This window comes from Labilibaculum sp. K2S (genome assembly GCF_030372765.1).
In the GTDB taxonomy this organism is placed as follows: Bacteria; Bacteroidota; Bacteroidia; order Bacteroidales; family Marinifilaceae; genus Labilibaculum.
In genome coordinates, this window is record NZ_JAUCMW010000009.1 from 88,583 (window position 1) to 112,651 (window position 24,069).

Below are 24,069 nucleotides of genomic sequence, written 5' to 3' on the forward strand. Positions count from 1 at the left end.
ATATCAGTTATTTACAAAAAAAGAAAAGTCCATTTCGCAATTGCAAAATGGACCTTAACTAATCTAATAACTAATCCTAACTCACTACTCATCCGAAAAATGTACCAAAACTCTTCTGTAAACATTGAAGATTTTCGCTTTTGATACAAAACCCAAATATTTTTCATCCTGTACAACCGGAAGGTTCCAGGCTCCTGTTTCTTCAAATTTCCGCATTACTGTATCCATAGGAGCATCAACATCCAAAATTGCAGGTGGCATAATCATTAAACTCCACACGTACGTATCATCGTACATTTCAGGATTAAACATGATGTCTCTGATATCATCCAACAGCACTATTCCCAACAATTTCTCATCCTCATCAACTACAGGGAAAATATTTCGTTGTGAATGTGAAATAATCTTCACTAATTCTCCTAAAGTTGCGTTCGGGTTCACTCGTTTCAAATCCGTTTCGATCACCTTACCCATTTTCATAAGCGTAAGAACCGCTTTGTCCTTATTGTGAGTAATCAACTCGCCACGTTTTGCTAAACGTTTGGTGTAAATTGAATGTGGCTCAAAATACATGATTGTAAGATAAGCTATGGTTGCTGTAATCATGATTGGCACAAACAATGCGTAACCACCGGTGATTTCAACAATAAGAAATATTGCTGTAAGAGGCGCGTGCATAACACCTGCCATCATTCCAGCCATCCCGATAAGGGTAAAATTACTTTCGGAAAGCTTAATAAAATTAAATCCATTAATTACCCGGGCAACAAAAAATCCGGCAACAGCTCCTAAAAATAAAGATGGTGCAAAAATACCTCCAACCCCTCCACTACCCGTAGTAACCGTTGATGCAATCACCTTAAAACCAATGACAAGCACCACATATCCTAACAACAGCCAATAGTTGTCTTTCAGAAAATAGAATATACTGTTATTTACTAAATCAGTATGATTACCATTCAGCAAAGATTGAATGGTGTTATAACCCTCTCCATAAAGCGGAGGAAACAAGAAAATCATTATCCCCAGCAAAATACCTCCGACAACCATTTTGCGATAACAGTTGGTAATCTTCCCAAATATAGATTCCAGATACATTGAAAAACGGGTAAAATAGAGTGAAACCAAGCCTGCAAAAACACCCAAAATGATATAGTAAGGAATATTATTAATCACAAAAGGAGTTGTAACATCGTAGCTTAATAATACAGCTTTTCCCATGAAAAAATAGGTAACACTGGCTCCTGTAATCGATGAAATTAAAAGAGGAATTAAAGAAGCCATGGTTAAATCGAGCATGAGAACTTCCAAAGTGAAAATCATTCCAGCCATTGGGGCTTTAAAAATTCCACCAATTGCACCTGCTGCACCACATCCAACCATCAGTGTAACAATCTTATAGTTCATATGGAAGAGACGGGCCAGATTCGAACCAATAGATGCTCCGGTAAGCACGACGGGTGCCTCAGCTCCAACCGATCCTCCAAAACCAATTGTTAAAGTACTGGCAATAATTGAAGAGTAGTTGTTATGAGGTTTTATTTGAGAATTCTTTTTTGATATTGCATACAAGATACGCGATACGCCGTGTCCGATATTATCCTTCACAAAAAATTTCACGAACAAAACGGCCAGAAATATTCCGATTGCGGGATAAGCCAAATACAATAAATTGGCAGAATCAACATGCAATCGATGCGTTAAAAAATGATGTGTAAAATGAATTGCATTCTTTAATAGAAGAGCAGCTATACCACTTACAAGACCAACTAAAAAACTTAATAACAGAACGAATTGCCGCTCCTTGATGTTCTTCACTCTCCAAATTAAAAAACGGGAAAGCAAGCTTTTATTCTTCATTTCTAAAAAATCAACGTTTACGTCTAACGACATTATTAATACGTATCGGTCGGATGGCTGAAGAAGTCAGGCGACCCTCTAGAGAATTACATAAAAAAATCCAGCGATTCTATTAATATTATGTACCCCACTGATTATCTGAACTTATTAAGCAATACATCTACATAACAGCTCTTCAAATGGACTGCAAAAGTAACAGATAATTAATAAGGAGAAAACCTTTTGACAGGAAATTTTATAAACTTTACCCAAAACAAACTAAGACGCTGACAATCAACACAAACAGAACAAACGTTTGTTGTTACAAAGTATAAGAAACAATCTTAAAATTTGATTTTATTAATCTTCTGAAAAATGCTTTAACATACGACGGTAAGTAGAAAAAATCTGTGCCCTTGATACGCATCCACAATACTTACCTTCATTAAGAACAACCAAGTTAAATTTATCAGAATATTGATACTTACTAGCCACATCAGCCATCGACTCGTCGTGCTGAATAACAACCTCAGGAACAACCATCAAATCCCGAACAAATACATCATCATACTTCTCCGGCTGAAACATGATCTCCCGAATATCATCCAGTTTTACAATGCCTTGAAAATTATTAACTTCATCAATTACAATAAATATGTTTCGATGTGCTTTAGCAATAATTTTCACCAATTCACCTAATGTGGCATCTGAATTTACGGTACTAAAGTCTTTCTCTATTAATCTGGTAACACGCATCAACGACAGCACATTTTGATCTTTATCATGTGTCATCAACTCCTTACGCTTGGCTAACTGTATGGTATAAACAGAATGTGTTTCGAAGGTTTTTACGGTAGCATAAGAAACCGTAGCTGTAATCATCAAAGGAACAAACAATTGATATCCTCCTGATATATCAGCGATCAAAAATAATCCGGTTAATGGGGCATGCAATACTCCCGCGATCATTCCTGCCATACCGATAAGAGCAAAATTATTAACCTCTAAATCCCGGAGTCCCAAATGCTGCACAAGTTTAGCAAACAAAACTCCTGCATTAACGCCCATAAACAGTGTTGGTGCGAAAATACCGCCTATACCGCCTGCACCAAAAGTAATTGAAGAGGCAATTACTTTAAAAAATATTACCATGACCAACAAAACAATAATCATCCAAAAACTATCCTGAAAAGAATAGAAAAATGAATTATTATACAAATATGAGTAATTTCCTGACAAAGAAGAGTTTATCGCATCATAGCCTTCACCAAATAAAGAGGGAAAAAAGAAGATAATAACTCCCAGTGATAATCCTCCAAAAATTAATCTCTTATAAATCGAATCAATCTTCTCAAAAATACCATGTATAAACATGTAACATTTCGTAAAATAAGTAGCAATCAGACCGGTGAAAATTCCCAAAACAATGTAGTAAGGTAAATCCGACATAATAAACCCATTTTGCACCTTAAAAGGATACAAAACATCCATTCCCAGAAAGAAATAGGAGGTTATAATGGCTGATACAGATGCTAACAAAAGCGGAACCAAAGACCACATGGTAAGATCAAGCATAATTACTTCCAAAGCAAAAACAATTGCAGCAATCGGCGCTTTAAAAATAGCAGCCATTGCTCCCGCACAGGCACAACCCAAAAGCAATGTAATGTGCTTGTAATTCAAGTGAAATAAACGGCCAATATTTGATCCAAGAGCAGCTCCGGTCGCCACGGTTGGTCCTTCCAAACCAACAGAACCACCAAATCCAACTGTTAGAGCCGATGTTACAACTGATGAGAACATATTGTGGCGGCTAATTTGAGCATTGGATTTTGAAATGCCATACAGTACATTAGGTATACCATGCCGAACCGGACGTCTGATTACATATTTTATAAATAAAACGGCCATTAGAATTCCAATAGTGGGATAAATAACGTACAGAATATTTTCATATTCCGGAGAGGAGTTACGGTGAAGAAGAGAACTAATAAAATGCACAGAATTTTTAATAATTACGGCTGCTATTCCTGATGTTACACCAATAAGGATGGCTAACATCGAAATAAACTGACGATTATTTATGTGCTTTAAACGCCAAACTAAAAAACGACCTAATAATGATTTTTTTTTCACTCTAAAGTTTAAATAAGACCAATCTCACGATTCCGACGCAAACCAATTGCCAATCATTCACCAAATTCCTTCATTCGAAGCTTAAAATAAAGAATATCTTCCTTAAGATACAAGTAGGAACTCCCTAAACGAAAGAATAATCCAATGTAATCTGATATATATAATAGATCTAAAGAACATCTGTCAGATCCTATTACTACGTTCAAAAGAATAACAAGTTGAATAGGCATGCTTAAAATCATACTTCTATGTCTTATTCTTATCAAGAATTTTTCTAAATTTGCAGTATCCCCAATTCATATTCATAGACACAAGCATACAATCTTTGTTCTTGTGTCTTTTTTTGATTGAATGACATTAGATTTTAAAGAAAATGACAAATAGAATAACATCTCTTTTCAATATCAAATACCCTATTATTCAAGGTGGAATGGTTTGGTGCTCAGGCTGGAAGTTAGCAACGGCAGTTAGTAATGCCGGAGGATTAGGTTTAATTGGTGCCGGATCGATGCACCCTGATACATTTCAAGAGCATATTCGGAAAGCAAAGGCTGCAACCAATAAACCATTTGGTGTTAATGTTCCATTACTTTATCCTGAAATGGATAAAATCATGAATATCATTATAAATGAAGGTGTTAGAATTGTATTTACATCGGCAGGAAGCCCTAAAAAATGGACTCCGTTTCTAAAAGAACATGATATTACGGTGGTTCATGTTGTATCAAGTGCTTTTTTTGCGAAAAAATGCGAAGAAGCAGGTGTTGATGCAGTTGTTGCTGAAGGTTTTGAAGCTGGAGGTCATAACGGAAGAGAGGAAACAACTACAATGACATTACTTCCTTCGGTGCGAAAAGCCATTAAATTACCTTTGATTGCGGCTGGTGGAATTGGATCCGGAGAAAGTATGTTATCTGCAATGATACTAGGAGCTGATGGAGTTCAAATGGGAACCCGTTTTGCCATTTCTGAAGAATCATCGGCTCACGAAAATTTTAAAAAATCGGTACTGAAACTAGGTGAAGGCGGAACAAAACTGGCTTTGAAAAAGTTAGCCCCTACCCGTTTGGTTAAAAATGATTTTTTCAATCAAGTGAATGAAGCGGAATGCAGAGGTGCTTCTTCGGAAGAAATGAAGGAAATTTTAGGAAAAGGTCGCGCTAAAAGCGGCATGTTTGAAGGAAATTTAGAGGAAGGCGAATTGGAGATTGGTCAAGTTTCGGCACTAATCACTAAAATCCAAACCGTTTCTGAAATTATATCCCAAATAGAACAAGAATATCAAGAAAGTTTGGCTCAATTACAATCCGATAAATATAAATTTTAAGGCGTATCCATTCTTAATTACACAGAAAAAACTATGATTGAATTTGATAAATTTACACTTAAGAATGGCTTGCGGGTAATTGTGCATCGCGATGAAACCACTCCAATGGCTGCCGTAAACATATTATACAATATTGGAGCAAAAGATGAAAATCCTGAAAGAACCGGATTTGCACACCTTTTTGAACACCTCATGTTTGGAGGATCGATAAATATTCCAAATTATGACGAACCCCTGCAAATGGTAGGAGGCGACAACAATGCATGGACCAATAATGACATCACTAACTACTACCTTACTGTCCCCAAAGCAAATTTAGAAACTGCTTTTTGGTTGGAATCCGACAGAATGCTGAGTCTTGCTTTCAGCGAAAAAAGTCTGGAAGTACAACGAAGTGTAGTCATTGAAGAATTTAAACAACGATATTTCAATCAGCCTTACGGCGATGTTTGGTTACATCTTCGCCCTTTGGCTTATAAAGAACATCCCTACCAATGGCCTACAATTGGAAAATCTATTGATCACATTGAAAAAGCTACTTTAGAAGAAGTTAAAGATTTCTTTTTTCACCATTACGCACCCAACAATGCAATTATGGTTGTTGCAGGAAATGTAGATACTCAACAAGTTAAAGAACTATCGGAAAAATGGTTTGGCCCAATTGAACGAAGAGACATTCAGAAAAGAAATCTTCCTGTAGAACCAACTCAAAATGAATTCCGGAGCAAACGAATTGACAGTAACGTTCCATTCGATGCAATCTATATGGCCTTTCATATGGGAAAAAGAATGGACGAGGATTTCTATATTATTGATTTGGTTTCGGATGTATTGTCTAACGGACAATCGTCCCGGATTTTTCAATCTTTGGTAAAAGAAAAGAATTTATTCTCTTCGATCGACGCCTATATTACAGGTGAATTTGAACCGGGATTGTTTCTAATTACAGGAAAACTGGTTGAAGGTGTAGCCATGGAAACCGCAGAAGCCGCCATTTGGAAAGAACTGAATAAAATAGCCACAATAAAAGTTGATGAATATGAACTTCAAAAAGTAAAAAATAAAGTGGAGTCAAGCTTAGTATTTTCAGAAATCAGCTATTTAAACAAGGCTATGAACTTAGCAACACATGAATTATTAGGTGATGCCGACGATATCAATAAAGAAGTGGAAAAATATCAGAAAGTAAGTGTTGCTGACATTTTAAACAGTTCCGCTAAAGTTTTCAGAAAAGAAAATTGCTCTACACTTTATTACTACTCAAAAAAATAGGAATGGAAAATTTATATAGAAACACAGCTCCCAAATTCAAAACTGTTGATAGCGTTGAAATTCTGCCCTCACTAAAACATTCGTTGAGCAATAACATTCCCGTTCATATTATTAACGGTGGCAGTCAAGACGTTGTGAAAATTGAATTTGTTTTTAATGCTGGAATCTGGCAACAAAAAAAGCCGTTAATTGCTACTTTAACAAACACAATGCTTAACGAGGGAACCACCTCTTTAACTGCATCTGATATTGCAGAAAAATTTGATTTTTTAGGGGCTCACATTGGGTTTTCTACCAGCAAACATGATGCAAGTGTTACGCTGTACAGCCTTAAAAAACATTTTTCTGAGACTCTTGCTTTACTTGCTGATCTAATTAAGAATTCCATTTTCCCCGAGAAAGAATTCAAAACAATTCTAACGAATAAAAAACAGCAATATCAAATTGATCATCAGAAAACAAATGTTTTAGCTAAAGAAAAATTCACAGAGATGATTTATGGAAAAAATCATCCTTATTCAAACATTTATGATAGTAGTGAATTTGACAATTGCAGTCTGCAGGAAGTTAAAGAATTTTACAAAAAACATTACACTCCCGACAATTGCCACATTATAATAGCTGGAAAGGTGGATGATAATGTATTAACTGAAGTTGAAGATTTATTTGGTAAAAATAAATGGACAAATCAAATTCAGTCAATTGATTTCGATCATAAAATAATTGGTTCAAAAGAAAAATCAGCCTTCGTATGTAAAGGTGATGCTGTTCAATCCACAATCCGAATTGGCCGCAAATTATTCACTAAAACCCATCCAGATTATACTGGAATGCAACTCTTAAATCTAATACTGGGAGGTTATTTCGGATCGAGATTGATGCAAAATATCCGGGAAGATAAAGGATTTACCTACGGAATCAACTCCATCATACTCTCTCATTTAAAAGATGGTCACTTTACGATTGTTACTGAGGTAGGTGCTGAAGTTTGTAAAGCTGCAGTTCAAGAAATTTTTATCGAAGTTAAACGATTAAGAGAAGAATTAGTCTCTGAAGATGAGTTGACACTAGTGAAAAATTATATTTCAGGAGAAATGCTTAGAAATTTAGACAGTCCTTTTGCCTTGTCGGATGGATTAAAAGGAAATTTACCTTTTGGTTTAGACAATACTTATTTTGCCCAATTCATTAAGGATTTAAAGGCCGTTACTGCCAAAAGAATAATGGAATTGGCGAATGAGTATTTACAGCTTGATGATCTTTACCTTATAGTCTGTGGACCGAAGGAATGTGAAGAAGCTGTTACTTTTCCAAAGTAATTCCTTTTTTACTAAACAGGATGATACTTCCGTTTAACGTATGGTAATTTGCTGTGAAACTTCACAGAACTGTGATTACCTGCTAAAAAAAGGCAAACAAGTCCTGCGTTTAGTATCCTAAAATTATAAGATTTTGCTACTTTTAATCCTAGCAACGATTTATACAGAACAAACAGGTTTTTATGAGTAGTGAGACCGAAAAAGACAAACAACTAATACTTGATGCCTACGAGGAGCTTTTGAAACATTGCAAAAGGAGTCGTGAGCCTGAAAGTAAACAACTGATAGATAAAGCTTTTCATTTTGCATGGGAAGCTCATAGAGAGGTACGTCGCAAATCAGGAGAGCCTTATGTTTTGCATCCAATTGCTGTAGCTCAAATTGCTGCTAAAGAAATGGGGCTGGGAACAAAATCTATTGTAGCTTCTTTATTGCATGATGTAGTTGAAGATACCGAATATACACTTGAAGATATCCAAAATCATTTTGGTGAAAAAGTTGCCCAAATTGTTGATGGTCTGACTAAAATTTCGGACGTATTTGATCAGCAAACTTCAATGCAGGCAGAGAATTTCAGAAAAATGCTGTTAACCCTATCCGATGATCTTAGGGTAATTCTGATAAAAATGGCCGACAGACTACACAATATGCGCACCTTGAGCTCTATGCCATTGCGCAAGCAAATGAAAATTGCCGGCGAAACACTTTTTCTTTTTGCTCCCTTAGCGCATCGAATGGGATTGTATGCTATTAAATCTGAATTGGAAGATTTAAGTCTGAGATATGAACACCCGGATGACTTTGACAACATTTCTAAAAAGATAATAGAACAAGAAGAAAAACAACAAAAAATAATACAGAGCATAATTGCTCCAATTAAGGAGAAACTTAAAGAAGCAGATATTCAGTGCTCCATTAAAAACCGACCACGGTCAATTTTTTCTATTTGGAATAAAATTCAGACCCAGAATACCAGCATCGAAGAAATTTATGATCTGATTTCGGTTCGGGTCGTTTTTACACCCAAGGAAGGTGTTCCTGAGAAAAACCAATGTTGGAATATCTATTCCCTTATTACTGATATTTACAAACCTAAACCAGAACGTATTCGGGATTGGGTTAGTACACCTAAAGCCAATGGTTATCAAGCTCTGCACGTAACAGCTATGGGACCTCAGGGAAAGTGGGTAGAATTTCAAATAAGAACAGAAAAAATGGATGACATTGCAGAAAAAGGTTTTGCAGTTCATTCTAAATACAATACCAGTGGAAGTGGTGAGTCCGAATTGGATAAGTGGCTAAACGATGTTCGTGAAATCTTAGATAATCCAGAAGCTGACGCCATGGCTTTCCTCGACGAATTTAAATTGAATTTATTTTCGAAGGAAATTCAGGTTTTCACACCTAAAGGTCACATTCGCACTTTACCCAAAAAAGCCACAACTCTTGATTTTGCCTACGACATCCATACAGATATTGGAAATCATTGTATTGGAGCTAAAGTAAATCATCGGTTGGTGCCGTTAAGCCATGAATTAAAAAGTGGTGATCAAGTGGAAATTCTAACTTCTGAAAAACAGATCCCAAAATATGAATGGATTGAATTTGTAATCACTGCCCGGGCAAAATCCAAAATTAAATCTGCCTTTAAAAAAGAAAGAAAAGAATACACTGTAAAAGGTGCTAGAATGATAGAAGATCAGTTATCTGACAGCGGTCTTCTCCTAAATGCAAAAGCATTTCGCAAAATGCTGGAGCACTACAAACTTTCAAATAAAGAAGAATTATTTTATAAAATTGGTTTAGGAAACATCAATATCAACGAAATTGATGGTGTTGTTCGAAAAAAATCAAAAAGTAAATTTATTAAGTATTGGAAACTTCAGTTTTTTGGAAATTCTGCCGAAAATGAGGACGAAGAAATCCTTGAAACTCCTAATACAAAACCAGAACTTGATAAAAAGAAAACTCTTATGCTCACCGAATTAGCAGCTAATGAGAGTTATAAAATTGCAACCTGCTGCAAACCAATACCTGGCGACGAAGTTCTTGGCTATCTGGATATGGCTAATAATGTAACCATTCACAAAAGAAAATGCCCCAACGCATTAAAATTAATGTCAAGTCAGGGCGATCGTATTCTTGCTGCAGATTGGACCAGCCACAGGTTAATGTCTTTTCTCGCCATTATTGAATTGACAGGAATTGATAAAATTGGTATTGTTAATGAAGTTACCAATGTTATCTCAAAAGATCATGATGTAAATATGCGCTCGCTGCACTTTGAAAGCCATGATGGTGTGTTTGAGGGCTTAATCCACCTCTATGTTCACAATACTGAAGATCTTAACAATTTAATTATGAAACTAATTAAGATCAAAGGTCTTGATAATGTGAAGCGTATCGAAAATATTGAAGAATACAGCTAAATTAAAATTTATTCTAAATAAGCTTTCAGTTCTAAAAAAAATCACTATTTTAGACCCATTATTTTAAATTAGATTAGATAACACCTAGGTTATTTTTTGATATGAGCAACGAAGACACTAAAGAAATTGTTAAGAAGATGTTTACAGAATATCTTCAGAAAAAGGGACATCGAAAGACTCCGGAAAGATACGCAATACTAGATGAGATATATTCCCGGGAAGGTCACTTCGATATTGAATCTCTTTATATCTTTATGAAAAATAAAAACTATCGTGTTAGTAGAGCAACACTTTACAATACTATAGATCTTCTTTTAGATTGTAAATTGGTAGTTAAGCACCAATTTGGTAAAAATATCGCTCAATTCGAAAAAGCATATGACAGCAACAAGCACGATCATTTAATTTGTATCCGTTGTGGCAAAGTTCTTGAATTTTGCGATACCCGTTTAGAAGATGTTCGTAAAAATGTTTCTGATGATATGGACTTCAAAGTTTCTCATCATTCCTTATACATTTACGGAACATGTCAAGAATGTCGGAAAATTGAAACCAATTAATTTATCAACAATAAATATCTCCAAAAACCTCTGTAACCAGAGGTTTTTTTATGCCCAAAAATGACTTATCAACAAGACCCGTTTTCTACTGCCCAAAATAAAAATATTTATTACCTTTGACTGTTAAAACTTGCAAGCATTCTTCAAGATTTAACCGCATAACCCGAACCATTTTTATAAATCCAATCATAAAATTGGTTTGGATAATTACTTGTTAAGATTTACTATCAAATTATTAGACAGATGAAAGTTGATGTACTTTTAGGCCTCCAATGGGGAGATGAAGGTAAAGGAAAAGTTGTGGATGTACTAACCCCAAAGTACGATTTTATTACCCGTTTTCAGGGTGGCCCCAACGCAGGACACACTTTGGAATTTAATGAAATTAAGCACGTTCTGCATACAATCCCTTCCGGTATCTTCCGCGATGATAAGATTAATGTTATTGGAAATGGCGTTGTTATCGACCCGGTAATTTTCAAGAAAGAAATTGAAGGAATAAAAAAACTTGGAGTCGATCTTTCCAAGACCTTATTTATTTCGAAGAAGGCTCATTTAATTTTACCTTCTCACAGAATTCTTGATGCGGCATCTGAAGCAGCTAAAGGAAAATCAAAAATTGGATCAACCCTTAAAGGAATTGGACCAACCTATATGGATAAAACCGGAAGAAACGGTTTACGTGTAGGAGATATCAAATTAAACTTCAAGGAAAAATACGACTCTTTAGTTGACAAGCATCGGTTAATGCTTGACAAACTTTATGAGTTTGATTACGATATTTCTGAATACGAAACCGAATGGTTTGAAGGAATTAAAGTTTTAGCTGAATTTCAGTTAATCGACAGCGAACAATTCCTTAATGATGCTCTTAAAGATGGTAAATCAATTCTTGCTGAAGGTGCACAGGGAACCATGCTCGATGTTGACTTTGGATCCTATCCATTTGTAACTTCATCGAACACTGTTTGTGCAGGAGCTTGTACTGGTTTAGGTATTGCACCAAATCGAATTGGCAGAGTTGTTGGTATTTTTAAAGCTTACTGCACAAGAGTTGGTATGGGACCATTCCCAACTGAACTTTTTGATGCAGATGGAGATTTGTTAAGAGCTAAAGGAAATGAATTCGGAGCAACAACTGGTCGTGCCAGAAGATGCGGATGGTTGGATCTGGTTGCTCTTAAATATTCAATCATGATTAACGGCGTTACTGAATTAACCATGATGAAATCGGATGTAATGGACGATTTTGATACGATTAAAATTTGTACTTCTTACCTTGTAAACGGGGAAGAAGTTGAGCATGTTCCTTATGAAATGACTGACGAAATTAAACCTGTTTACACAGAGTTTAAAGGCTGGAAAACGGATATGACTGCTGTTACTCATGAAAATGAATTCCCTGAAGAATTCAATGCGTACATTGATTTTATTGAGGAAGAAACCGGAGTGCCTGTTAAAGTTGTTTCTGTTGGTCCAAACAGAGCTCAAACTATTGAAAGAATGCTTGATTAATCAGGCACCTATAATAAAAGTCTTTTTAAGACTCAAAAAAAAACCTGTTTGAAAATTCAAACAGGTTTTTTTTAATTCTGTAAAACATTATTTACTTACATTTTTAATCGATCCTAAATCAGGATAGAATTCAATGCTGTAATTTTCATTCAGCAATACTTCTGCAGGCATGTTCGCTATTTTTCCAAACTGTGCAATCGGCATTCTATTCTGAAATAATATTTCTTTTCCATTAGAGATGGACACATCAGCCATTCCTGGAATTCGGTAAAATATTTGCTTTTGAGGAACAAGCCCAACTGCAGGAATAATAGCCAATTCTCTTGTTTGCTCTAAATTTTTAAAATCGACACGAATTGGTTTTCCTCCCAAATTATTGACTCCTACAGGACCAGCTTGCGGAGACATTCTAAAAATCACGCCGCCATTTTCACCATTTTTAGGAGTGTATAAAAACTGAAAACTCTCTAAAAAACCAACTCTCTTACCAATGAACAGAGACATGTAATCATTTTCCAATTTTTCCAATTCTCCAACAATTACCTCATAAGCCTTTCCATCCGGAGGCAATACATCATAATTTGCAGTTAATATTTTAAATCGTCTTTTTCTTAACTTAAATATTTGATGAGCGGCTTCTTCCGCTTTTTCCTCCATTGATTTTACCAAGACCTGCTTTTCCAGAACCGGTACTTTTACAAAGGCAGTATCAGTTTCCACAACTTTAAAAATGGTATCCTCTTTATACTTTATTATTGGATCGATTGAAAATTTCCCGTATTCTATATTAATCTTATCTTCAGTAATGAAAACAGATTCCTTTTCTTCTTTCAATATCATTTTCTTCTCCAAGTTAAAGCCTCTAATTAATCCGTTAGGAGTTAAAGAAATTAAACCAGGCTCATAATCCACTGAAGTGGTAATTTTATGATATTCTTCCGGATCTACCTCACCATGAGAGGAAACATCAATTGATTTTAGTTCCCACTCCACTCCATCAGCAGAAACAACATCCGAAATATTCAGATATTTTTTTGCATATTCGGCAAAAGGACCTCTTTTCAAAATCGTTTTTTCGGCAGTCACATTAAGTTTTAAAACTGTTTGAGGTAATGCATACACTACTGTATTTGGAGTTTCAAGTGTTCTTCTTTTTTGAGCACCGGCGTACCACTGACAAGAAATTACAACAAGTAATACCAATAAAGTTCTTAGAATCATTCGGTTCATTATCATCTGAATTTTTTGTTTAAAATCGGCTAATAATATTAACGGTAATTATTACCGAACTAATATACAAAGCTTACTATTTTTTTAAATGCAACCATGCTTTTGGCAAATAGTCAATTATATCGCTGGCAGTAAGTGCCTCTACACCAACATCTACAGAAGCTAAATCGCCCGCTAAACCATGCAGATACGCTCCAATTATTGCCGCGATATGTGATGAATAGCCCTGCGATAACAAAGATAATATTATTCCAGTTAACACATCACCGCTGCCAGCTGTTGCCATTCCCGGATTACCTGTGGGATTAAAATAACAACTTCCTTCCGGACAGCAAATAGCCGTATATGCTCCTTTTAGCATCAAGCTTAGTCCATGCTTTTTTGCAAACTCCCGCTGCATGCAATTGCGGGTATAACTATCACCGCTTTTTCCTACCAAACGCTCAAACTCCTTAACATGTGGAGTAAAAATACTTCCCATTGGCAATTCTTCTTTTAGTTCAGGATGCTCTCCTATGATATTAATCGCATCAGCATCTATTACCATAGGAACTTTTACTTCCTTTAAAAGATCAATCATTGCCATAAAAGAATTTTGCTTTTTATCAATGCCCGGACCAATAGCAACCGCCTTAAATTGGCTCAAATCGGGATATTCTGTAAAAATAATATCTGAACGATCGATACTAACCATGGCTTCGGGGACAGTTGTTTGCATTATTTGATATCCCAAACGCGGAATATGGGTGGTTAACAGTCCAATTCCTGAACGCAAACTAGCACGGGAAGCCAGTATTGCAGCCCCCATCTTCCCATAACTGCCGCTTATAAGTAAGCCATGACCGTAGGTTCCCTTATGATCAAATTTTTTCCTGGGCATCAATAAAGATTTCACAAACTCTCTACTTAATAACTTGTAGGCAGTGGGTTCTGTTTGAATTATTTCGGGATGCAACCCAATTGGCAAGACTTCCCATTCACCAACATATTCAGCATTTTCGGGAAAAAGAAATGCCAATTTGGGAAATTGAAAACTTAATGTGTAATCTGCCCGGACAATTCCTCTCAGATTATTTTTAGAGTTATCCTCTCCCATCAAGCCCGATGGAATATCAATGGCAATAACATTTGCATCACTGGCATTTATGGCTTTCACAACATCCAACGACAATTCCTCTAAAGGCCTTGATAAGCCTGAGCCAAAAATTGCATCAACAATTATGTCATCCTTAAAAAGCCATGGCATCGATTCAATCGAAGTCATTTCGTACAAATCCAATGTATTCAGATTTCTTATTCGCTCCAGATTCACCTCAGATTCAGCCGATACCTTATCATTTATTCGAAGCACAAATACTTCAACAGCATAATTTTTGTCAGCCAACATGCGTGCCAAGGCTAATCCATCGCCTCCATTATTACCCGGACCAACAAAAATCTTGCAATTTTTAGGGGCTGGAAAATGTGAAATAATCCATTTAAAAATTTGACCCGCGGCTCGTTCCATCAAATCGATAGAAGATATTGGTTCGTGCTCTATAGTGTAAGCATCTATTTCAGCAACCTGTTTAGCAGTAAATATTTTCATCTGTATATATTTTTCATGTTATGGTCAGATGGAACTTACCATGATTAAAATAATCATGCCCGTGTGTGAGTTAGTAATTATTCAATCGTGGACGTTTCATTGTATTAAGTTTTTAAAAATTAAATTGCACGCAATCCATAGGCATACAAGCAAAATATCATAATCTGATAAAACAAAACACTTCAGGTATCAGTATCAATCTTACTTTTTTCGTCTATTTCTGCGTTCCTATTTCTTATGTTATGAACGTTTCAATCAAAGATACTAAACTTTCAATAACCAATTCTACTTACGAAAACGTTTTAAATAGATTCATTCTGATAACAAATCCTTACTGTCTTCTTTTTTTTTCTATATATTTGTCAATCTTAAAACTGAAACTTTACTTTTATAACTAAAAACTAACATTTATGTTTAAAGGACATCCTAAAGGACTATACGTTGCATTTTTCGCCAACTTGGGGGAGCGTTTCGGCTTCTACACCATGATGGGAATTCTGGTATACTACCTTACCGCAAAATATGGTTTATCTGCGACTAAAGCAGGTATGATATACAGTGTTTTTTATGGCTCTATCTATGGATTAGCTCTTGTTGGAGGTTTTCTAGCTGATAGAACTAAAAACTACAAAGGCATCATTTATATCGGGCTTATTACGATGCTAGCCGGCTATGTATTAATGGCTATTCCAGGCTTTGGTCTGGTTTTCACGGTTCTTGCTTTATTCGTAATTGCATTAGGAAATGGCTTGTTCAAAGGTAATTTGCAAGCTGTTGTTGGTCAACTTTATGATGATCCCAAATATTCTCATTTGAGAGATTCAGCGTTTAGCGTATTCTATATGGGTATCAATGTTGGTGCTCTTTTTGCACCTAGTGCCGCTGCCGGAATCATTAACTGGTTTATAAAATCAAAAGGATTTTTACGTGATGATGCCTTACCGGCAATCATCCATAAATTTCAAGCAGCTCCTTCAGATACCGGAATTATTTCTGAATTGCAAACACTTGCTGATAAGGTATCTGGAGCTCCTGTTGCCGATTTATCAGACTTTGCAACAAAATATCTCTCCGCTTATAGTTCTGGTTTTAATTATGCTTTTGGTGTCGCTGGACTTACAATGATTTTATCTCTTGTAATCTATTCTATTTATAAGAAATTACTTCCAGATGTGCAAAAAGCCGGTGAAGCAAAAGGAGCAATTGTTGAAATGTCGAAAGAAGAAACAAAACAAAGACTTACTGCATTATTCCTTGTGTTTGGTGTCGTTATTTTCTTTTGGATGGCCTTTCACCAAAACGGTTTAACCATGAGTTTCTTTGCTCGTGACTATACAGTAACCAGCGTAGGACCTGCAACCTATTTGGTTTTCAATATTTGGTCTTTACTTTCAATTGTAATTGGAATACTTGCTTTAAGCTCTATATTTAACAAAGGAGCATCAGCAAAAAACAAATTAATTGGAGCTGGTGTGCTTGCAGTTTCTGTAATTTCAACCTATTACTTCTATACTCAAAACCCTGAAGTAAATGCATTCTCTCCTGAGTTATTCCAGCATTTTAATCCAACAATGATTGTATTACTTACGCCTATTATTGTTGGTATATTTGCATGGTTAAACAAAAAAGGCATCGAACCATCAGCTCCAAGAAAAATTGGTATTGGTATGATTATAACATCTGTTGGTTTCTTAATTCTTTTAATTGGATCTTTAGGCTTAGATCCTTTTAATGCAATGCAAGCAGATCCTAATCATCTTCGTGTTGGTACAGGTTGGTTGATCAGCACTTACTTTACTCTAACTATCGCTGAATTATTCTTAAGTCCGATGGGAATTTCTTTTGTGTCAAAAGTTTCTCCTCCAAAATACCAAGGAATCATGCAAGGATGTTGGTTGGGTGCAACTGCGGTTGGAAACTTATTTTTAAGCATTGGCAGTTATCTTTATGAACGAGTTGCAATCTGGCAAGTATGGACAATTTTCATTATTCTGTGTTTTATTGCTGCTTCTTTCATTTTTTCTATCATGAAAAAACTAGAGAAAGTATCCTAACATAAAAATATAGCCTATTAGAACCGCCTCAAATAGAGGCGGTTTTTTTATGCCTGCCACTCTCAAATCAAACATTCAATCGGTTCACCAATAAATTCAAACAGAATTTTAGCATCCTATTTAAGACATAAAGGTATTTTATATTATATTTGTTCTTATTCAAAATAATTCTAAATAAAACCTCATGTTTGAGAAACTTAAAAAGCGTTGGGAGATCACCTCTAACATCCAATTAATTCTAATTTTTATTGCCTTTTCGGTTACTGGAAGTCTTGCGGTTATGGTACGCAAGTCTGTTTTTGCCTACTTGTCAATTGGTACTGACACAAACCTGCTGATTAAAATTTTCATGAGCATTTTAATAATCACTCCAACTTATCAGGTGTTTTTAATTATTGTTGGCAGTCTGTTAGGCCAATTTCGATTCTTTTGGAAATTCGAGAAGAAAATGCTGAGCCGTTTTATCCCTAAAAAGAAAGAACAACCTCTATCCTAGAAAAACAATATGGATCAAGAACACAATCACACTTACATGGACAAAGAAATAATCGCCGAAAAATTTCGCCTGTTACAAGACAGAATATGCAAAGCCATTGAAACAACCGATGGAAAAGCAAATTTTACTGAAGATACTTGGGAACGCAAAGAAGGTGGCGGTGGTAGAAGCAGAGTAATAGCGAATGGTAACATTATAGAAAAAGGTGGAGTTCAATTCTCAGCAGTTCACGGCAAATTACCAAAAAAAATCAAACACAAATTAAATCTTTCCAATTCAAATTTCTTTGCAACCGGAGTCTCACTAATCATGCATCCCGAAAACCCTCATGTACCAATTGTACACATGAATGTTCGTTACTTCGAATTAGAGGATGGTACGTTTTGGTTCGGTGGAGGAATCGATCTTACTCCTATTTATATAAATGTAGATCAAGCCAAAGATTTTCACAAGGAACTGAAAGAAGTATGCGATCGTCATCATCCGGAATATTATTCAAAATTCAAAACTTGGGCTGATAATTATTTCTTTCTTCCCTTTCGGGAGGAGACACGTGGTGTTGGAGGAATTTTCTTCGATCATTTGAATGGAACAGATGGTTTAAGCAAGGAGCAAATTTTTAATTTCACAATGGATGTAGGCAATTTATTTGCACCTCTTTACTGTCGAATAATGAGTCAGAACAAGGGGAAAAGCTATTCGGAGAAAGAAAAAGACTGGCAATTGCACCGACGAGGAAGATACGCAGAATTCAACCTGGTACTAGATAAAGGAACCAAATTTGGACTGGATACCAATGGAAGAACCGAATCAATACTGGTCAGCATGCCTCCTGAAGTGAGATGGACTTATCAGTACCCAATTGAAAGAGGTTCCAAAGAAGAGCTAACACTTTCTCTTCTAAAAAAAGGAATTAATTGGGTGGAATAAGTACAATCCTGTTTACTTACCAAATCAAAAAACAAATTGCAGTTTGATTTGTTTAGCAGTGGAAGAAAATTTTTATTACTTTAAACTGGGAAACAGCTAAACACTCCCTTTTTGTCTCAATAACCAAGATGAACACCATGTCAAAAAAAACGACCGTTTTACTACTCAATTTAGGAACACCAAAAAGTCCTGATGTATCAGATGTTCGCACCTATCTTTTCGAATTCCTAAACGATCCGAGAGTAATTGACATTCCTTGGTTGTTACGGAAAATATTAGTGAACCTAATTATCGTTCCTTTTCGGGCAAAAGGTTCATCGAAAATATACAAGAAATTGTGGACCAAAGATGGTTCCCCATTGTTAATTTCTGGAGAGAAAGTAAAAGATTTACTTCAAAGGGAACTGGATTCCAATTTCACTGTAGAGTTGGCTATGCGTTATCAGCAACCGTCGATGAAGAGCGTTCTGGATAAAATACAAAAGGATATGCCTCAGAAGTTGATTATCCTTCCAATGTATCCTCAATATGCTTCCTCATCAACAGGCTCAACTTTCCAGAAAGCAATGGAAATTATCAAAAAATGGGAAGTTATTCCGGATGTCAGATTTATTAATCAATTCTTCGACCATGAAGGATATTTGGATACGATTGCTGAAAATGCCCAAAAGAATGATCTGAATGACTTCGATCATTTCATATTCTCCTATCATGGCTTGCCAATTCGTCAAATAAACAAAGTTCATCCAAACCGGAATTGTATTAAATGCGATTGTCACAAAAAATTTATTCCGGAAACAGATTACTATTGTTACCGTTCAACCTGTTTCGAAACCAGTCGTCTATTGGCTGAAAAACTCTCTATCCCTAAAGAAAAATACACGGTTTCTTTTCAATCCCGATTGGACAAAAACTGGCTGGAACCATTCTCTGATAAAGTAGTAGAAGAAAAAGCAAAAAATGGCACTAAAAAGATACTCGTTTTCAGCCCTGCTTTTGTTGCTGATTGCTTAGAGACAACTGTAGAAATTGGAATGGAATACCGAGAAATTTTCGAGGTAAACGGCGGCGAAAAATTAGTATTGGTTGAAAGTTTAAACGATCATCCGAAGTGGATTGCGACCTTGAAGGATTTAGTAATTAATTCATAACCCAAAATAATTAATTCGCCTAATTGTTAGCCCGATCAATAGTTGCTTCCCAAAAATACATTGGAGGATTACACTCCTTAAAGCCTTTCGAAAGGTAAAGATTTTGAGCTGTTTTATTGTCATTGCGGACTTCTAAGGTTATTTTGCAACAATCTCTCTTCCGGGCAATGGCCTTAACAGATTGAATTAAGAATCGCCCTACACCTTTCCCCCTATAATCAGGTAAAACTATTAAGTCATGAATATTTATGAGGGGAGACATCTTGAAAGTTGAGAAATTCACAAAACAATTAGATAAAGCAATATATTTACCCTGACTTTTTACCAACACACCTAAATAATTAGCCTGATTTTTCAATCCACATACTAATTCTTTGAAAGAATCTGCGTGCAATGGCTTTTCACAACCCATCCGATCCAACATATACGCATTCATTAAATTGAACAATGCCGTCTGATGATCCGGATCATCAAGATCCAACTCGACATAGGAATAAGAAGGTCTTGTCATATTTATAGTTTGGAATCTATTTTAAATTACACTTTAAAACGCCAGGTTTCAATCTCATATTTTTTTACTCTTGTCCCCAACATTCTTTCTGTAATGCAAAGCAATTCTGCTGCTTTTGTTACATTTCCACCCGTAGTAGTGAGTGCATCACGAATTAATTGTTTTTCAAGCTGCTCAACAACAACCATCATTCCCCCCTCCATTACACTGTTTGTTGAATCAGCAGTTTGAAGAGTTGGAGGCAAATCATAACTATGAATAACATTGTCTTTCGTCATAATGCATGATCGTTCAATAACATTCTCCAGTTCCCGAATATTTCCTGGCCAACGATGAACCATTAACATATTTAATGCAGATGTTGTTATTCTTTTAATTTGAAAATTATTCTTCCGATTGAATTTATCGATAAAATGATCAACCAAAATTGGGATATCATCCCTTCTTTGTCTTAAAGGAGGAATAAATATTGGAAAAACATTAATTCGGTAATAGAAATCTTCTCTAAAATCACCATTCTCAATTAACTCCTCCAAATTACGGTTTGTTGCTGCCACTATTCGTACATTCACCTTAATGGTTTTTGAACCACCCACACGCTCAAACTCTCTTTCCTGCAAAACCCGTAACAATTTTACTTGCGTAGATAAAGGCAAATCACCAATTTCATCTAGAAATATTGTTCCTCCATCGGCCAATTCAAATCGTCCTTTTCTCATTTGATCGGCACCTGTATAGGCTCCTTTTTCATGTCCAAAAAGTTCACTTTCAATTAAGCTTTCTGGCAATGCAGAACAATTTACTTTAATGAGCTTATGATCCTTTTGTTTGCTTTTAGTATGTATTTCCTCGGCAAATAGTTCTTTTCCAATCCCACTTTCGCCACGTAACAAAACCGTGCTGTTTGTTTGGGCTACCCGATTTACCAATGCATACAAATCACACATCTTACCCGAATTGCCAATGATATTATGCGGTTTTTGGCTATCTAGCTGACTTTGCAATTCTCTGTTTTGCTCTCTTAATGCTTCAAGTTCTTCAACCTTAGCTTGCTTATAACGGGCCGTTTTTGCAATCATCGATCCAACAATACTTAATAGTTGAATATCCTCATTAACCGAAATGTTGGAATTGTAAATTCTCACAACACTTAAAGCCCCGGTAACAGCATTATCAAGCAAAAGAGGCACACAAATAAAAGTTAACTCTTGTCCGTCTTTTGTAAGTTCCGTTTTTATTTTATTAATAAAAAGTTTCGATTTTGATATTTCAGAAATTACAACAGGTCTGGCCAATTCAACAACCTTACCTATAATTCCCTCACCTAAATCATACTTTCCTCTTGCTTGCTGCGAAGCACTTAAACCATAAGCTGCCTCAATCATCATTCGGTTTGTTTGCCGATTGAAAATAGTAATAAAACTTCTTTCGGCATTCAAGTGTTTCACCAAACAAGCTAATATCGGTGATAAATCCTGTTTCAATTCATTACTGTTCAAAAGTCGTTGGCTTATCTCGAAAAGAAGAGACATCTCTTTAAAACCATAACATTCGTCGCCAGCCTTTTTACATTTTAAACTCATAATCGAAATTTAGGGGATACATCTGCGAAATTACAAAAAAACCAACATCACCCCCATAAAATCAATAAATGATTTAATTATTTATATCTATTTTAAATCACACCCCCCACACAAAACACAATTAAATACAAATAAAATACATTTAAAACAAACATACCCCATTTAAACAATCCTCAACACAAACAAAATCATTTTATCAGAATTTGAGTCCTCAATTCAGGTTTTACTAATAATACATTTTTGTATGACCCAGATAATAAAACAGTTCGCAACCCCTTACTGAATCAACAAATATGCACTTATATTCAAATATGTACTCAAAAGCTATATTTCCTACAAATCTGTAGGATTTTGAAGTGCAATGAGAATCGAACACATCCCGACAAAATAAACATAACCAACTCACAGATAGCTAATTACGATCAATTAGAATCAAGAAGTAAACAATTTAAAATTGCAAATGGTACGCTTTATGAATACAACCTGACAACTATTAACAAATAATATAACTGACATGAGAAAAATTGCCATTTACGGAAAAGGTGGAATTGGAAAATCAACAACCACACAAAATACTGTAGCAGGATTGGTTGAAGCAGGAAAAAACATCATGGTTGTTGGATGCGATCCAAAAGCCGACTCCACACGATTATTATTAGGAGGATTAGCTCAAAAAACAGTTCTTGACACACTGCGTGAAGAAGGTGAAGATGTTGATTTGGATGATATTGTTCGTCCGGGCTATGGAGGAGTAAGATGTGTTGAATCAGGCGGACCTGAACCAGGAGTTGGTTGTGCCGGTCGTGGAATTATTACTTCGATTAACATGCTGGAACAACTAGGTGCCTGGGATGACAAATACGAAATAGACTACACATTCTACGATGTTCTTGGAGATGTGGTTTGCGGAGGTTTCGCAATGCCGATCCGTGAAGGAAAAGCGGAAGAAATCTACATTGTTGTTTCAGGTGAAATGATGGCCATGTATGCTGCAAACAATATCTGTAAAGGAATTCAAAAATATGCACAGAACGGAGTTGTTCGTTTGGGAGGTTTAATTTGCAACTCTCGTAATGTTGATCACGAAAGTGATATGATTGAAGAATTGGCACGAAAATTAGGCACACAAATGATTCACTTCGTTCCTCGTGACAATGTTGTTCAAAGAGCTGAAATTCATCGTAAAACAGTGATTGAATATGAACCGGAACATGGACAGGCCGATGAATATCGTAAATTATCCAATGCCATAGATGGCAATCAAATGTTTGTAATTCCTACGCCTCTGGAAATGGAAGAATTGGAAAAACTTCTAATCGATTTTGGTATTGACGCCTAATAAATCTTACCCAAATTAATAAAAACACATAATTCCAAACATTTAAAACAATACAGAATATGTTAATGATAAAAGCAATAATCCGTCCTGAAAAAACCAATAAAGTTTTAAAAGCTCTATTTGAAGCGGGATACATCGCTGTAACAAAAATGCCGGTGGTTGGCCGCGGTAAGCAGCGGGGAATAAAAATAGGTGATGTTACTTACGATGAACTACCTAAAGAAATGCTGATGATGGTTATAAAAGATGAAGACAAAGACTTCGCTATCAATACCATTTTGGATGCTGCCCGATCCACTCCAAAAGGAGCCTTCGGTGATGGAAAAATATTTGTATCTCCAGTTGATGAAGCCTATACAATAAGCAGAGGCACCAAAGAATTATAAACCTAAAAACTCGAAGGTATGAAGTGTATAATGTCCATTATCAAAATTAATAAAATGAACAAAACCAAAAGGGCTTTACGTGATGCCGGATTTTCTTCGATGACTGCAACAGGCAGTGTCTTCGGACGTGGCAAAGGCCTTTGGGATGCTAAAGTTTTAGAAGGTGTGAAGAATGATCAACCTGAAGCATTGGAACTTTTAGGAAAAGAACCCAGACTTCGCCCTCAACGCCTGCTTCAAGTTGTTGTTCCGAACCATAAGGTATCAGAATGTATTGAAACAATAATCGAAGCGAATCAATCAAAAAGCCCAGGAGATGGTAAAATTTTCGTTTTGCCTGTAAATGAAGCGATACGTGTAAGAACTGCAGAAAGCGGTGATCAAGTTCTGGATAATTAAACGAA

At 35.8% G+C, this 24,069-nt stretch carries 19 protein-coding genes; 13 read left to right on the forward strand and 6 right to left on the reverse strand.

Translation table 11 applies throughout. The features are described 5' to 3' along the window. Positions 1-84 precede the first annotated feature (84 nt). Together QUH73_RS11980 and QUH73_RS11985 are read right to left on the reverse strand one after the other, a co-directional pair. Positions 85-1,860, reverse strand: coding sequence for a chloride channel protein (locus QUH73_RS11980; RefSeq protein ID WP_289530675.1), 1,776 nt, complete (start codon positions 1,858-1,860; stop codon positions 85-87). A 339-nt stretch (positions 1,861-2,199) separates the two neighbouring features. Beyond that, entirely contained in the window at positions 2,200-3,975 is a 1,776-nt protein-coding gene (locus tag QUH73_RS11985; protein ID WP_289530676.1) for a chloride channel protein, read from the reverse strand. A 373-nt stretch (positions 3,976-4,348) separates the two neighbouring features. On the opposite strand from QUH73_RS11985, the gene QUH73_RS11990 reads away from it, so the two are divergent. The 6 genes from QUH73_RS11990 to QUH73_RS12015 all read left to right on the forward strand — a co-directional run bounded on the left by QUH73_RS11990 (position 4,349) and on the right by QUH73_RS12015 (position 12,397). Further along, positions 4,349-5,302: an NAD(P)H-dependent flavin oxidoreductase gene (locus QUH73_RS11990; RefSeq protein ID WP_289530677.1), complete on the forward strand. Its 954-nt coding sequence runs from the start codon at positions 4,349-4,351 to the stop codon at positions 5,300-5,302. 33 nt (positions 5,303-5,335) lie between these two features. Then, complete coding sequence (locus QUH73_RS11995) at positions 5,336-6,574, forward strand: M16 family metallopeptidase (protein ID WP_289530678.1); 1,239 nt, start codon at positions 5,336-5,338, stop codon at positions 6,572-6,574. Positions 6,575-6,576: 2 nt separating this feature from the next. Further along, positions 6,577-7,893 carry a M16 family metallopeptidase gene (locus QUH73_RS12000; RefSeq protein ID WP_289530679.1) on the forward strand — a complete coding sequence of 439 codons (1,317 nt, stop codon included), beginning with the start codon at positions 6,577-6,579 and terminating at the stop codon, positions 7,891-7,893. 182 nt (positions 7,894-8,075) lie between these two features. Then, positions 8,076-10,322 carry a RelA/SpoT family protein gene (locus QUH73_RS12005; RefSeq protein WP_289530680.1) on the forward strand — a complete coding sequence of 749 codons (2,247 nt, stop codon included), beginning with the start codon at positions 8,076-8,078 and terminating at the stop codon, positions 10,320-10,322. Positions 10,323-10,423: 101 nt separating this feature from the next. After that, positions 10,424-10,882, forward strand: coding sequence for a Fur family transcriptional regulator (locus tag QUH73_RS12010; RefSeq protein ID WP_289530681.1), 459 nt, complete (start codon positions 10,424-10,426; stop codon positions 10,880-10,882). Between the two features lie 243 nt (positions 10,883-11,125). Then, positions 11,126-12,397 (forward strand): adenylosuccinate synthase, encoded by a 1,272-nt coding sequence (locus QUH73_RS12015; RefSeq protein ID WP_289530682.1) that lies wholly within the window; start codon positions 11,126-11,128, stop codon positions 12,395-12,397. Between the two features lie 87 nt (positions 12,398-12,484). Here QUH73_RS12015 and QUH73_RS12020 read toward each other — a convergent pair whose 3' ends face one another. Both QUH73_RS12020 and QUH73_RS12025 read right to left on the reverse strand, forming a co-directional pair. Further along, a complete protein-coding gene (locus tag QUH73_RS12020; RefSeq protein ID WP_289530683.1) occupies positions 12,485-13,627 on the reverse strand; it encodes a DUF4831 family protein in 1,143 nt (380 codons plus the stop codon). A gap of 76 nt (positions 13,628-13,703) precedes the next feature. After that, on the reverse strand, positions 13,704-15,215 hold the full coding sequence (locus QUH73_RS12025; protein WP_289530684.1) for an NAD(P)H-hydrate dehydratase: 1,512 nt from the start codon (positions 15,213-15,215) through the stop codon (positions 13,704-13,706). A gap of 410 nt (positions 15,216-15,625) precedes the next feature. On the opposite strand from QUH73_RS12025, the gene QUH73_RS12030 reads away from it, so the two are divergent. From QUH73_RS12030 to hemH, 4 genes are all read left to right on the forward strand, one after another. Then, the gene (locus QUH73_RS12030) at positions 15,626-17,269 is read left to right on the forward strand and encodes a peptide MFS transporter (protein ID WP_289530685.1); all 1,644 of its coding nucleotides are present in this window, start codon (positions 15,626-15,628) and stop codon (positions 17,267-17,269) included. A 184-nt stretch (positions 17,270-17,453) separates the two neighbouring features. Continuing rightward, positions 17,454-17,765, forward strand: coding sequence for a DUF6787 family protein (locus QUH73_RS12035; protein ID WP_289530686.1), 312 nt, complete (start codon positions 17,454-17,456; stop codon positions 17,763-17,765). A gap of 36 nt (positions 17,766-17,801) precedes the next feature. Continuing rightward, on the forward strand, positions 17,802-18,695 hold the full coding sequence (gene hemF / locus QUH73_RS12040) for an oxygen-dependent coproporphyrinogen oxidase (RefSeq protein WP_289530687.1): 894 nt from the start codon (positions 17,802-17,804) through the stop codon (positions 18,693-18,695). 137 nt (positions 18,696-18,832) lie between these two features. Further along, on the forward strand, positions 18,833-19,846 hold the full coding sequence (gene hemH / locus QUH73_RS12045) for a ferrochelatase (RefSeq protein ID WP_289530688.1): 1,014 nt from the start codon (positions 18,833-18,835) through the stop codon (positions 19,844-19,846). Positions 19,847-19,865: 19 nt separating this feature from the next. On the opposite strand, the gene QUH73_RS12050 is transcribed toward hemH, so the two are convergent. Both QUH73_RS12050 and QUH73_RS12055 read right to left on the reverse strand, forming a co-directional pair. Next, positions 19,866-20,357 (reverse strand): GNAT family N-acetyltransferase, encoded by a 492-nt coding sequence (locus QUH73_RS12050; RefSeq protein WP_289530689.1) that lies wholly within the window; start codon positions 20,355-20,357, stop codon positions 19,866-19,868. Positions 20,358-20,383: 26 nt separating this feature from the next. Beyond that, positions 20,384-21,940, reverse strand: coding sequence for a sigma-54 interaction domain-containing protein (locus QUH73_RS12055; RefSeq protein ID WP_289530690.1), 1,557 nt, complete (start codon positions 21,938-21,940; stop codon positions 20,384-20,386). Between the two features lie 514 nt (positions 21,941-22,454). Between QUH73_RS12055 and nifH the strand changes: the two genes are divergently transcribed. Genes nifH through QUH73_RS12070 form a run of 3 tightly spaced genes read left to right on the forward strand, consistent with a single transcriptional unit; the run spans position 22,455 to position 24,064 of the window. After that, positions 22,455-23,279 carry a nitrogenase iron protein gene (gene nifH, locus QUH73_RS12060; protein WP_289530691.1) on the forward strand — a complete coding sequence of 275 codons (825 nt, stop codon included), beginning with the start codon at positions 22,455-22,457 and terminating at the stop codon, positions 23,277-23,279. Between the two features lie 59 nt (positions 23,280-23,338). Next, on the forward strand, positions 23,339-23,665 hold the full coding sequence (locus tag QUH73_RS12065; protein ID WP_101310082.1) for a P-II family nitrogen regulator: 327 nt from the start codon (positions 23,339-23,341) through the stop codon (positions 23,663-23,665). 30 nt (positions 23,666-23,695) lie between these two features. Further along, positions 23,696-24,064, forward strand: a complete 369-nt coding sequence (locus QUH73_RS12070) for a P-II family nitrogen regulator (RefSeq protein ID WP_289530744.1) — start codon at positions 23,696-23,698, stop codon at positions 24,062-24,064. Positions 24,065-24,069 lie beyond the last annotated feature (5 nt).

Coding starts and splice junctions, on each gene's coding strand:
- hemH (WP_289530688.1), top strand. CDS start 18,833: ATGTCAAAAAAAACGACCGTTTTACTACTCAATTTAGGAACACCAAAA.
- nifH (WP_289530691.1), top strand. CDS start 22,455: ATGAGAAAAATTGCCATTTACGGAAAAGGTGGAATTGGAAAATCAACA.
- QUH73_RS12015 (WP_289530682.1), top strand. CDS start 11,126: ATGAAAGTTGATGTACTTTTAGGCCTCCAATGGGGAGATGAAGGTAAA.
- QUH73_RS12010 (WP_289530681.1), top strand. CDS start 10,424: ATGAGCAACGAAGACACTAAAGAAATTGTTAAGAAGATGTTTACAGAA.
- QUH73_RS12070 (WP_289530744.1), top strand. CDS start 23,696: ATGTCCATTATCAAAATTAATAAAATGAACAAAACCAAAAGGGCTTTA.
- QUH73_RS12025 (WP_289530684.1), bottom strand. CDS start 15,215: ATGAAAATATTTACTGCTAAACAGGTTGCTGAAATAGATGCTTACACT.
- QUH73_RS11995 (WP_289530678.1), top strand. CDS start 5,336: ATGATTGAATTTGATAAATTTACACTTAAGAATGGCTTGCGGGTAATT.
- QUH73_RS12050 (WP_289530689.1), bottom strand. CDS start 20,357: ATGACAAGACCTTCTTATTCCTATGTCGAGTTGGATCTTGATGATCCG.
- QUH73_RS12055 (WP_289530690.1), bottom strand. CDS start 21,940: ATGAGTTTAAAATGTAAAAAGGCTGGCGACGAATGTTATGGTTTTAAA.
- QUH73_RS12065 (WP_101310082.1), top strand. CDS start 23,339: ATGTTAATGATAAAAGCAATAATCCGTCCTGAAAAAACCAATAAAGTT.
- QUH73_RS12000 (WP_289530679.1), top strand. CDS start 6,577: ATGGAAAATTTATATAGAAACACAGCTCCCAAATTCAAAACTGTTGAT.
- QUH73_RS12030 (WP_289530685.1), top strand. CDS start 15,626: ATGTTTAAAGGACATCCTAAAGGACTATACGTTGCATTTTTCGCCAAC.
- QUH73_RS11980 (WP_289530675.1), bottom strand. CDS start 1,860: ATGAAGAATAAAAGCTTGCTTTCCCGTTTTTTAATTTGGAGAGTGAAG.
- QUH73_RS12020 (WP_289530683.1), bottom strand. CDS start 13,627: ATGAACCGAATGATTCTAAGAACTTTATTGGTATTACTTGTTGTAATT.
- QUH73_RS12005 (WP_289530680.1), top strand. CDS start 8,076: ATGAGTAGTGAGACCGAAAAAGACAAACAACTAATACTTGATGCCTAC.
- QUH73_RS12035 (WP_289530686.1), top strand. CDS start 17,454: ATGTTTGAGAAACTTAAAAAGCGTTGGGAGATCACCTCTAACATCCAA.
- hemF (WP_289530687.1), top strand. CDS start 17,802: ATGGACAAAGAAATAATCGCCGAAAAATTTCGCCTGTTACAAGACAGA.
- QUH73_RS11990 (WP_289530677.1), top strand. CDS start 4,349: ATGACAAATAGAATAACATCTCTTTTCAATATCAAATACCCTATTATT.